Source organism: Salinivirga sp. (genome assembly GCF_035268865.1).
Lineage (GTDB): Bacteria > Bacteroidota > Bacteroidia > Bacteroidales > Salinivirgaceae > Salinivirga.
Genome location: NZ_DATFKB010000032.1, coordinates 17946 through 30596 on the forward strand (window position 1 = coordinate 17946; position 12651 = coordinate 30596).

The window sequence follows — 12651 nt, forward strand, 5'->3', positions numbered from 1 at the left end:
TTCTGTGTTTACTCTGAGTAATCCATAGAAGCCATGCGTTTATATGACTTATAACGCCACAGGCTGTTTTCCTGAGCATCCTTGAAGAGTTCTTTTGCCTCTTTCGGGAAGCTTTTCATCAGTGAAGTATAGCGAACCTCTGATTTCAGGAAGTCCTGGAATAGATCCCAGTTTGGCTCTTTTGAATCGAGCTGGAATGGATTTTTGCCTTCAGCTTCCAACATCGGATTGTAGCGGAACATGTGCCAGTAACCACAAGCTACTGCATCTTTCTGTTCAGCTTGCGTTTTACTCATACCTTTGCGCAATCCGTGAGCAATACAAGGTGCATATGCTATTATGATTGATGGTCCGGGATAAGCCTCAGCCTCTTTAACGGCTTTTAAGTATTGGGCAGGGTTAGCGCCCATGGCAACTTGTGCTACGTAAACATATCCATAGGTCATAGCCATCATGCCGAGGTCTTTTTTGCGGATTTTTTTACCGCTGGCAGCAAATTTTGCTACTGCACCTACAGGCGTCGATTTGGACGATTGGCCACCAGTATTTGAATAAACCTCAGTATCGAGTACCAGTAGGTTCACATCCTCACCAGAAGCAATTACATGGTCTAAACCACCATAGCCAATGTCATATGCCCATCCGTCACCACCAATGATCCAAACTGATTTTTTGATCAGGTAATCTTTCATAGACAGGATATCTTTCGCTACCGGGTGTTTTTCTTTTTGTAGTGCTTCAACAACAGCTTTTGATGCTTCTTTGGATTTATCTGCATCTTCTTTGCTTTCAATCCATTGTTCGAAAGCGGCTTTTGTTTCAGTACCCACATCATTCATTGCCTTTGTCATTTGGTTGGCCATACGTTTGCGTAGGTTTTGTACGCCAAGTGCCATACCAAATCCGTATTCTGCATTGTCTTCGAAAAGTGAGTTGGCCCATGCGGGTCCTTTACCTTCGTGGTTTTTACGGTAAGGTGTAGATGGTGCTGAACCACCAAAGATTGAAGAACAACCTGTAGCGTTGGCTACCATCATACGGTCTCCATAAAGCTGTGTGATGGTCTTAATATATGGGGTTTCACCGCAACCGGCACATGCTCCTGAGAACTCAAAGAGTGGTTGTGCAAATTGTGCATTCTTAACGTTTTGCTTTTTATTGAAACGGTCCTCTTTTATGGTAACTTTATTGAACATGTAGTCCCAGCGTTCGATCTCATCTTTTTGAGTATCGAGGGGCTTCATAACAAGTGCTTTTGTTTTCGATGGACAAACATCTTCACAAACACCGCAGCCTGTACAATCTAGAGGTGTAACCTGTATGCGGTAGTGCAGGCCTTCAAGTCCTTTACCAACAGCTTTTTTAGCTTCTGTACCTTCAGGTGCATTAGCCAGTTCGTCGTCTGTAAGCAAGAATGGACGAATTGCTGCATGTGGACAAGCATTGGCGCAAAGGTTGCATTGAATACAGTTTTCCATTTGCCATTCAGGAACTGTAACGGCAATACCACGTTTCTCATATTCTGTCGTTCCGGCAGGGAATGTACCATCTTCGCGACCGACAAATGCACTAACAGGCAGGTCATCACCTTTGAGCAGGTTCATTGGTTCTGCTACGTTTTTAATAAAATCAGGGATATTTCTGTCGTCTTTGCTCTTGTCGTCAGCTGAAAGTTTAGCCCAATCTGCTGGTATTTCTACTTTATCTACTTTTTCTCCACCCTGATCAACAGCTGCGTTGTTCATATTGACAATTTCATCTCCTTTACGGGCAAATGATTTGACAATGAAGTTTTTCATTTCTTCTACAGCCTTGTCGTAAGGTATTACTTCTGAAATTTTAAAGAACGCCGATTGCATAATGGTGTTGGTTCTGTTACCAAGGCCAATTTCTTCTGCAATTTTTGTGGCGTTAATTATATAGAATTTAATATCGTTCTCTGCCAGATATTTTTTCACGCTATTGGGCAGGCGTTTTTTGGTTTCCTCTTCATCCCAAATTGAGTTGAGCAAGAATGTACCACCTTTTTTAAGTCCTTTGAGCATGTCATAGCTGTCAAGGTATGCTGGTACGTGACAAGCTACAAAATCAGGTGCGTTTACAAGGTAAGGCGAACGAATTGGTTTGTCACCAAAACGAAGGTGTGAAGTTGTAACACCACCAGATTTTTTGGAATCATAAGAGAAGTATGCCTGACAGAATTTATCAGTCGTTTCTCCAATAATTTTAATAGAGTTTTTGTTGGCTCCCACAGTACCGTCAGATCCAATTCCGTAGAATTTTGCTGAATATGTTCCTTCGGGGGATACATTGATGTCTTTGCCAATTTCAAGCGAATGATTGGTTACGTCATCAACAATACCTATAGTAAAGTAATTTTTAGACTCTTTTTTCTGGAGGTTTTCAAATACACTGAAAATTTGTGCTGGTGTAGTATCTTTTGAAGATAATCCGTAACGACCACCAATAATTTTAGGTGCATTGGCATCATCTTTAAACAACTCTACAATATCGAGGTAAAGTGGTTCTCCGTGTGCCCCAGGCTCTTTGGTACGATCCATCACTGCAATATTTTTTACAGATTTTGGAAGTGCCTTGAAGAAATATTTTGCCGAGAATGGACGATAAAGGTGTACACTCATCATACCGACTTTTTCGCCCTTAGCCACTTTATAGTCGATCACCTCTTTTATGGTATCTGTTACAGAACCCATTGCTATAATGATATCTTCTGCATCATCAGCACCATAATACGTAAATGGATGATATTCGCGACCAGTTGTTTTCTTAATTTCCTGCATGTATTCTTCAACAATGTCAGGAAGCTGATCGTAAAATGGATTGGCTACTTCGCGTGTCTGGAAATATATATCAGGGTTTTGAGCTGTGCCGCGTGTAACCGGGTGTTCCGGGTTCAAAGCATTGTCTCTGAATCTTTGTAGTGCTTCCTGGTCAACCAGTTTCGCCATTTCCTCTGTTGTGGGTGCTTCTACCTTTTGAATTTCATGCGAATTTCTGAAACCATCGAAGAAATGTAAAAATGGTACGCGCGATTTTATTGATGACAGGTGCGCAATTGGCGCAAGGTCCATAATTTCCTGGATACTTCCTGTTGCCAACAGTGCAAATCCTGTTTGGCGTGTAGCCATAACGTCGCTGTGGTCACCGAATATTGATAATGCCTGGGCGGCCAAACTACGAGCCGATACGTGAAATACGCCAGGTAATAATTCTCCGGCAATTTTATACATATTGGGAATCATCAGCAATAAACCTTGCGATGCTGTAAAGGTCGAAGTAAGGGCTCCACCCTGTAAGGAACCATGAACTGCACCTGAAGCGCCACCTTCTGATTGAAGTTCTGCTACTTCTACTTGTTCACCAAATATGTTTTTTCTGCCAAATGCTGCCCATTCATCAATGTATTCTGCCATTGTAGATGAAGGCGTAATCGGGTAAATCGCTGCTACCTCACTAAACATATATGCTACATGAGATGCAGCATAGTTACCGTCACAGGTAATAAAGTTCTTTTTAGCCATACTTTTCTGGATTTATATTTAGATTTTTTCACCCACAAAATTACATTATTTGTTCCTTTTTTCCTTATAAATATGTTGTCAAACCGTTTATTTTGACTTATATAAAAGCATTTTAAATAATAAGGTAAAATTATTATATCTACTTTTATGTTACTTATTGGTCTTTTTTTATTCAAAAACTAAAAATTGGGCAAAAAAAAGCGGATCGTCCAGAATCGATCCGCTTTTTTAGTACTAGTCATCATGTCTGTGCTTTTGGTGGAAATTTATAATAAATCCACAATAGTTTTAATTTATATTAATGCATTCTGCAGATGTTTCTTAGTCACCTATGTTATATGTAGCTTCATTATTTGTTTTTACTTCCATATCACAGCATGAATCTGAGCAGGAAAAATTGAGATTACCGTCGGCATCAACAGTGCCTTGAACAGTGCAGTTATTGCAATCACCTGTCCCCGTACATGATATGATCCAACTCCCTCCATTTTGAGCCTTTTGGTTTTTAGGGCTTAGTTTTTTGTATATTAAATTGGTACTTTCAAAATGCATCTTTCCTTTACCAATAGCAATTGTTTGCTTTTTTTGATTGTCTTCTCTTACAAAAGAAATGAGCGCGGCATTAGCTTTTTCACTTTCCAAATATTCTATTGAAATTATTCTATCATTGGTATTTAAATCAATAAATGATTTGAGCTCACTTATTGAGTTAGCTGCTTTAAACCCTTTGGGCGATGTGAGTTGAAGTTCTTCTTCTCCCTGTGTTTTGATTTGCTTCTGTTCGCAAGCTGCAAATAGCAGCACTAGCGAAAATGCTAAACTTAATATTAATGCTGTTTTTTTCATGGTAGTAAATAATTTAGTGTTTAAAATAAAAAGTAATCATGACTACATGAACAAAGTAAAAAAAAAACACTAATAACAAAATTTATTTAATAAAAAAAGCGGATTCAATTGAATCCGCTTATCTCTAATCCTTAATGTGTTATTGGATTATTTATCCATTGTAAGCAGGAACTCTTCATTGGAATTAGTTTTTCCAATTCTGTTACGCATAAAATCCATTGCTTCTATACTGTTCATGTCGGCAAGGTAATCGCGCAAAACCCAGATTCTGTTGATTAAATCTTTGTCGATTAACAGATCTTCGCGACGAGTACTCGATGCTGGAATATCGATAGATGGGAAAATGCGACGGTTCGATAGTTTTCTATCGAGCTGAAGTTCCATGTTACCGGTTCCTTTAAACTCCTCAAAAATTACATCGTCCATTTTGGAGCCTGTTTCTGTAAGTGCTGTTGAAAGGATAGTTAACGACCCTCCATGCTCTATTTTTCGGGCTGCTCCAAAGAACTGTTTTGGCTTATGCAGTGCATTGGCATCCACACCTCCCGATAACACTTTGCCGGAAGCAGGTGATACTGTGTTAAAAGCTCTTGCAAGCCTTGTAATAGAATCAAGCAGAATCACTACATCATGGCCACATTCGGTCATGCGCTTAGCTTTTTCATGTACAATATTGGCTACTTTCACGTGCCGTTCAGCGGGTTCATCGAAAGTGGAAGAGATAACTTCAGCATTTACACTTCTGGCCATATCGGTAACCTCTTCGGGTCTTTCGTCGATAAGCAGAATAATCATGTAAACTTCAGGGTGGTTAGCAGCTATTGCATTGGCAATATCCTTAAGCAATACTGTTTTTCCCGTTTTAGGTTGAGCAACTATTAATCCCCTTTGTCCTTTACCGATTGGTGCAAACATATCTACAATGCGTGTCGAAAGGTTGCTTTTTTTACCAGTAAGGTTAAATTTTTCGTGCGGAAACAGAGGTGTCAGAAAATCAAAGGGAACCCGGTCTCTTACTTCTTCGGGTGGTCTGCCATTAATCTGATGTACCTTAATTAAAGGGAAATATTTTTCACCTTCTTTGGGTGGACGTATACTTCCTTCTACCGTATCACCTGTTTTAAGTCCAAATAGTTTTATTTGCGACTGACTGACATATATATCATCAGGACTGTTGAAATAGTTATAGTCTGAAGACCTTAAGAAACCGTAGCCGTCTGACATAATATCCAACACGCCACTGGCAGTAACAATACCTTCGAATTCCAATCTTTTGTTTTTATGCCGATCTGCGTTTCTATTCTGATCAACCTGATTGTTATCGTTTTTGGCAGGGTTGTGCTTTGGCGCTGGTCTTTGGTTTTTTTCCTGGGTTTGCTTCTGTTGCCTTTTTTCTTGTATTGGTTTTGGTCTCTCCACAGGTTTCTTTTCAGCTAACGGTTCATTCTTAGCTACTGTTTCTTTTTGTGGCTTTGCTGGTTTTGTTTCAGCTTGCACTTTTTCTGGTTTTGTTTCAGCTTGCGCTTTTTCTGGTTTTTCAACTCTTTGTTTGCGCTTTGCTTTAGGCTTTTCTGGCTCTGCAGGTTTGGATTGGGGCTCTTGCTCCTGCTTTTCTTGTTCCTGCTTTTTTTCTTGTTTGGCCGAAACCTTTTCTACCCGGCGAACCCTGGGCCTTTTTGAACTTGCTTTTTTTTCTTTTTCCTCTGGTTGAGATTGCTTTTCTTCGGAGGCTTTAATTGCTTGCTGGTCTAAAATTTTGTAGATGAGATCCTGCTTTCGTAAAGATTCAATTTTTTTAATTTTAAGATCAGCTGCAATCTCTTTAAGTTCTGAAACAAGTTTTTTGTTCAGTTCTAAAATATCGTACATCTGAGTGTAATTTGATTATGTAAAATTGTGGTGATTATCTAAGAAGATTGACTTGGGAATTATGTGACAATTATAAGCATTTAACCTAAGTCGACAAAATTTTTTTTGAAAAAAGTGCTTCATAAAAAAGTTGTTACATATAGATTTGTTTTTATTTTTTTAGTTATATTGACCGATAATGTACCGGTTTTATTTTTATTGGTGGGGTAATCGGTTGATTTTTAATTTAATACATGCTAGTATATGTTGACATCCATTTATCGCGAATTTATACAATCGAAGAAGTATTTTGATAAGGAGACCATGTTTAAGGCACTGATGCAAAAACGTATTTATCGTGTTTTACTTATTTGTAGCAATTATGATGCCTACATGCTTGAAGAGGACGGACGTATTGATGAGCAAATTTTTAAAGAATATGTTTCACTTAACCTGCGCTATCCACCTGTTTTTGTACAGGCAAATTCTGCCACCAAAGCTTTTGAAATACTTGAAGATGGTAATATCGATCTTGTAATCTCAATGTTGAGTGTGCGTGAAACCGATGCCTTTCAATTATCTAACCAAATAAAAAGTCATTACCCTGAAATTCCCATTGTTGTACTTACGCATTTTTCACGAGAAGTAAGTATGCGGCTGCAGAATGAGGACCTTAGTTCTATTGATTATGTTTTCTCGTGGTTGGGAAATGCAGATTTGCTTCTGGCTATTGTAAAGCTTATCGAAGATAGAATGAATGTGGACAGGGATGCCAATGAAATTGGTGTCCAGGTGGTGCTGCTTGTAGAAGACTCCATTCGTTTTTACTCCAGTTACTTACCCAACCTGTATAAAGTTATTTTTCACCAGAGTGAAAGATTTATGCAAGAGGGGTTGAATGAGCACCAGCGGATGATCAGAAAAAGGGGAAGGCCAAAAATTCTTTTGGCAACTTCTTATGAGGAGGCCATCGAATTCTATAATAAGTACAGAAATAATATGTTGGGAGTTATTTCTGATATAAGGTACTCGAAAGATAACATGAAGGATCCGCATGCGGGGTTTAAACTGTGCGAACATGTGAAAGCTGACAATTCCTATTTACCTTTCCTTTTGCAGTCTTCAAGACCTCAGAACAGAACCATTGCAGATAAATTAAATGTGGGTTTTTTAGATAAGAATTCAAATAAACTTTCATTAGAGTTGCGCGATTATGTGATTAACAATTTTGCGTTTGGAGACTTTATTTTTAAAAATCCGCGTACGGGAGAGCAGGTTGCAAGAGCTCGTGATTTAGTTACTTTTCAGGAGGCGGTGCGGAAAGTGCCTGCAGAGAGTCTGCGTTTCCATAGTCAGCGACATGATTTTTCGAAATGGTTAAAAGCCCGATCGCTGTTTTCACTTTCCAATATTTTCTCAAGGGCCTCTGCTACAGATTTCGATACAATAGAAGATGTGCGCGAGTATGTACTTAAAGAAATTTCAAGATACAGAATTAATCGCGGCAGGGGAATTATCTCAAAATTCGAAGGCGATGGCTTTGATGAGTATTCTATTTTTTCCAGAATCGGAGAGGGTTCAATTGGTGGTAAAGCCAGGGGCCTGGCTTTTGTAGATAATATCATTAAAAAACATAAAATATTTTATAAATATGAAAATATTATCATCAGCATTCCCAGAACCATTGTGTTGTGCACGGATGTTTTTGATGAGTTCATGACCAATAATAATCTTTATGAAATCGCATTACTCGATTTAGATGACGAAGTAATTCTGCAACATTTTTTAAATGGTGCCCTACCGAATCACGTAAAAGAGAAATTAAAAGCGTTACTTTCTAAAACCAGTACCCCGTTGGCCATACGCTCTTCAAGCTTACTTGAGGATAGCCATTATCAGCCATTTGCAGGTATCTATTCTACTTACATGATTCCGTATATAAAGGAGGATGAGGAGATGCTTGAGATGCTTTACAGGGCTATAAAAAGTGTGTATGCCTCGGTTTTTTACCGCAGTAGCAAGGCATATATGGAAGCAACGAAAAATGTAATTGATGAGGAGAAAATGGCCATCATTTTACAGGAGGTGACGGGTTCCAGATATGGAGACCGGTTTTACCCGACCATTTCAGGTGTTGCACGTTCGGTGAATTTTTATCCCATTGAACCCGAAAAACCAGAAGATGGCATCACCTCCATTGGCCTTGGTTTAGGGAAAATAATTGTAGAAGGCGGCAAAACCTTGCGTTTTTCTCCCAAATACCCCAAAAAGGTATTGCAGCTGTCAACACCGCAAATGGCTTTGACAGAAACGCAGAAGAAATTTTATGCGCTGAGCATGAATCCTGAGGATTATATCGATTCTACCGATGATGGAATTAATATGGAAGAGTTTAGTATAAAAGAGGCCGACAAAGACGGGGCAATTAAAAAAATATGTTCAGTGTATGATTTTCAGGATAACGTTGTGAGGGATGGGGCATATGGTAAAGGAAAAAAACTAATTACCTTCTCAGGGATACTGAAATATAACTCTTTCCCCTTAAGCGATATTCTTAATACTTTATTGCATGTGGGGCAAAAAGAGATGAATCACCCGGTAGAAATTGAATTTGCTGTAAACCTCGATACAGGAGAGGATTGCCCGGATATTTTTAGTTTTCTGCAAATCAGGCCGATAGTTGAAGCGTCTGATACATTGAACTTTGATCTGGGGGATGTCAATGAAGAAGAGTGTATACTTGTATCAGAAAAAGCTTTGGGTAATGGGATAATTGATGATTTATACGATTTTATTTATGTAAAACCCGACACTTTTAATCCGGAAAAAACCAAGCAAATTGCTGAAGAATTAGATGAATTGAACCGGAAATTCAGAGAGGAAAACAAAAACTATATCCTTGTAGGACCTGGTCGCTGGGGCTCTTCAGACCCCTGGCTGGGCGTACCTATAAAATGGAGCCAAATATCACAGGCAAGACTTATTGTTGAGTCGGGCTTACCTAATTATCGCATTGACCCGAGCCAGGGTACGCATTTTTTCCAGAACCTGACCTCTTTCCGTATCGGTTATTTTACCATCAATCCATTTATGAATGATGGCAAATACGATGTGGAATTTTTGGATAATCAATCGGCAGTTTTCGAAACTGATTATATCAGACATGTGCAATTTTCGCAACCGGCAGTAGTCAAAATCGAGGCAAAAAGAAACAAGGGCATTGTCCTGAAACCATGATATTTATCAGCTTTTGATAGTCTTTGTGATATGTGTTAAAAAACAATAATAAAAAGTGAATTTTCTGTTAAGTTTTCATTGGAAATGATAAATGTTTCCTATTACTTTGTAAACGACAATAATGATTTGTCGAATCATTGATTAATGTTCTTATAAATCGTAAAACATATGGATTTACAGAAAATTATGGCTGAACTGGAGGCCAAAAACCCCGGTCAACCTGAGTTTTTGCAAGCTGCCGAAGAGGTGCTTGAAAGTATTAAGGGTTTTGTAGAAGAAAATCCTAAGTACAGTGATCAAAAAATTGTAGAGCGTTTGCTCGAACCTGAGCGCGTTATTATGTTCCGTGTTTCATGGACCAACGATAACGGTGAGGTGCAGGTTAACCGTGGTTACCGTATTGAATTCAACAGCGCAATTGGACCTTACAAAGGCGGGTTGCGTTTTCACCCCAGTGTTACATTGGGTGGCCTGAAATTCCTTGGATTTGAACAGATCTTTAAAAACTCACTTACTACATTGCCTATTGGCGGTGGTAAAGGTGGTTCTGACTTCAACCCAAAAGGAAAATCTGATGGCGAAATTATGCGTTTCTGCCAGTCTTTCATGACTGAATTATTCCGTCACATTGGTCCTGACACAGACGTTCCTGCCGGTGATATCGGCGTTGGTGGACGTGAAATTGGTTTTATGTACGGTATGTATAAAAAACTACGTAACGAACATACCGGTGTATTTACCGGTAAAGGCCGTAATTGGGGTGGATCATTGATTCGTCCGGAAGCAACAGGCTTTGGTAATGTATATTTTGCCAACGAAATGCTTAAAACCAAAGGAGAAACATTTGAAGGTAAAACTGTAGCTGTTTCAGGTTTTGGTAACGTTGCATGGGGCGCAGCCCAAAAAGCATCTGAACTTGGAGCTAAAGTAGTTACAATCTCAGGTCCTGACGGATATATTTATGATCCTGATGGCATCAGCACAGAAGAAAAATTCAACTATATGCTTGAGTTGCGTGCATCGAATAACGATGTTGTTGCTCCTTATGCAGAAGAGTTTCCAAATGCAAAATTCTTTGCAGGTAAAAGACCATGGGAGCAGAAAGTTGATGTTGCGCTGCCATGTGCTATCCAGAATGAATTGAACCTCGACGATGCCAAAGCACTTGTTTCTAACGGTGTAATTTGTGTATCTGAAGGTGCCAACATGCCTTCAACTCCGGAAGCTATCGAGCATTTTCTTGATAGTAAAATTCTCTTCGGACCTGGAAAAGCTGCCAATGCAGGTGGTGTTGCTGTTTCTGGTTTGGAAATGAGCCAAAATGCAATGAAACTTAGCTGGGCACCAGAGGAGGTTGATAGTAAACTGCACACAATTATGGAAAGCATTCACTCTGCATGCCAGAAATATGGTACAGATGGTGATTTCTGTAATTACGTTAAAGGAGCCAACGTTGCTGGTTTCATTAAAGTTGCAGATGCAATGATTGACCAGGGAGTCGTTTAATCTTTTGAAATTATATAAAAGAAAGCCGTTGATTTTTCAGCGGCTTTTTTTTGTCCCAAAATCGGACGTTTTTTTATTTAATTTATTTATTCATGTGTTTCTCCTTATTTTAGTGTAGATAATTCGTTTATCAATGTTGAACTAAAATAAGTGAACTATGCGTTTTAAAACTTTTCTGTTTACGCTTTTCCTGGGGGTTTTTGTATTCTTTTCACCCCACGAAAGCCTTGCTAAGAAAAAAGATAAAGATGAAAAAGCGGCCAAAGATACTTTGGTCGGAAAATTAAACGCTTTTAAATGGCGTAGTCTCGGACCAGCCTGGGCGAGCGGACGTATCGCCGATTTTGCAGTGAACCCTGATAATTATTCTGAATATTATGTAGCTGTTGCATCGGGAAATGTATGGAAAACCACTAATCATGGCGTAACTTTTAAACCTGTTTTTGATAATTACGGTGCCTATTCCATTGGTTGTGTTACCATGGATCCCAATAACCATAATGTGATTTGGGTTGGAACCGGCGAGAACAATCACCAGCGTGCCCTCGGGTATGGCAATGGTGTTTATAAATCTGTTGATGGTGGCCAGTCATTTAAAAATTTGGGACTGAAAGAGAGTCGCCAGATAGGCGATATCGTTATTGATCCCCGTAATTCCGATATCGTTTTTGTTGCAGCAGAAGGTTCTGCATGGGGCCCCGGTGGAGAGCGTGGGCTCTATAAAAGTATTGATGGTGGCGAAAACTGGAAAAAAGTAATTGATATTTCCAAACACACCGGAGTAAATAACGTGGTTATTGATCCTGTGAACCCCGATATCATGTATGCTACATCAGAGCAACGCAGAAGAACCCACTACACTAAAATTGGTGGTGGTCCCGAATCTGCAGTGTATAAATCAACCGATGGTGGCGATACATGGCGCAAAATAATGAAAGGCCTACCCGGAGTTCATATCGGAGGCATGGGCATTGCTGTTTCCCCGGTTGACCACAACGTGGTTTACCTGATTATGCAGGCTGCTAAAGGTAAAAGTGGCTTTTACAGGTCTACTAACCGAGGAGAGAGCTGGCAGCGTATGAGTGATCATAGTTCAAGCGGACAATATTACAATGAACTATTTTGTGACCCGGTTAATGTGGATAAAGTATACTCGGTTGAGACCTTTTCACATTACACTGAAGATGGAGGTAAAACATGGAAAAGGTTATCCACAAGTAATCGTCACGTAGATGATCATGCACTGTGGATTAATCCAAACGATAACCAGCACTTTATTATTGGTGGTGATGGTGGTATTTATGAAACTTATGACGGAGGAAAACACTTTAATTTTAAAGCTAACCTTCCTGTTACACAGTTTTATCGCGTTGCAGTCGACAATGAGTATCCGTTCTACAATGTTTATGGTGGAACACAGGATAACAATTCTATGGGCGGGCCGTCTCAAACAACAAGCAGCAAGGGTATAAGAAACGCCGATTGGTTTGTAACCATGGGCGGTGATGGCTTTTTTGCAGCCATAGACCCGACCGATCCTAATATTGTTTATACCGAGTATCAATATGGAAATATGTTTCGCTACGACAAGAAATCGGGCGAAACTGTAAAGATTAAACCTTTGGAAGGTAAGGATGAAAAAGCCTATAAATGGAACTGGAATACACCTTTA

Annotated in this window: 6 protein-coding genes; 3 read left to right on the forward strand and 3 right to left on the reverse strand. The window is 39.4% G+C overall.

The features are described from left to right. Window positions 1-8: 8 nt before the first annotated feature. The 3 genes from nifJ to rho all read right to left on the reverse strand — a co-directional run bounded on the left by nifJ (window position 9) and on the right by rho (window position 6257). A complete protein-coding gene (gene nifJ, locus VJ937_RS02195; RefSeq protein WP_324065272.1) occupies window positions 9-3542 on the reverse strand; it encodes a pyruvate:ferredoxin (flavodoxin) oxidoreductase in 3534 nt (1177 codons plus the stop codon). A gap of 321 nt (window positions 3543-3863) precedes the next feature. Next, window positions 3864-4388, reverse strand: a complete 525-nt coding sequence (locus tag VJ937_RS02200) for a hypothetical protein (protein WP_324065273.1) — start codon at window positions 4386-4388, stop codon at window positions 3864-3866. Window positions 4389-4535: 147 nt separating this feature from the next. Next, window positions 4536-6257: a transcription termination factor Rho gene (gene rho, locus VJ937_RS02205; RefSeq protein ID WP_324065274.1), complete on the reverse strand. Its 1722-nt coding sequence runs from the start codon at window positions 6255-6257 to the stop codon at window positions 4536-4538. A gap of 255 nt (window positions 6258-6512) precedes the next feature. Here rho and VJ937_RS02210 point away from each other — a divergent pair, with 255 nt between their 5' ends. The 3 genes from VJ937_RS02210 to VJ937_RS02220 all read left to right on the forward strand — a co-directional run. Beyond that, a complete protein-coding gene (locus VJ937_RS02210) occupies window positions 6513-9473 on the forward strand; it encodes a PEP/pyruvate-binding domain-containing protein (RefSeq protein ID WP_324065279.1) in 2961 nt (986 codons plus the stop codon). A 168-nt stretch (window positions 9474-9641) separates the two neighbouring features. Then, a complete protein-coding gene (gene gdhA, locus VJ937_RS02215) occupies window positions 9642-10979 on the forward strand; it encodes an NADP-specific glutamate dehydrogenase (protein WP_324065275.1) in 1338 nt (445 codons plus the stop codon). A 157-nt stretch (window positions 10980-11136) separates the two neighbouring features. Beyond that, window positions 11137-12651: WD40/YVTN/BNR-like repeat-containing protein (locus VJ937_RS02220; RefSeq protein WP_324065276.1), on the forward strand; the 1515-nt coding region annotated here is incomplete at its 3' end.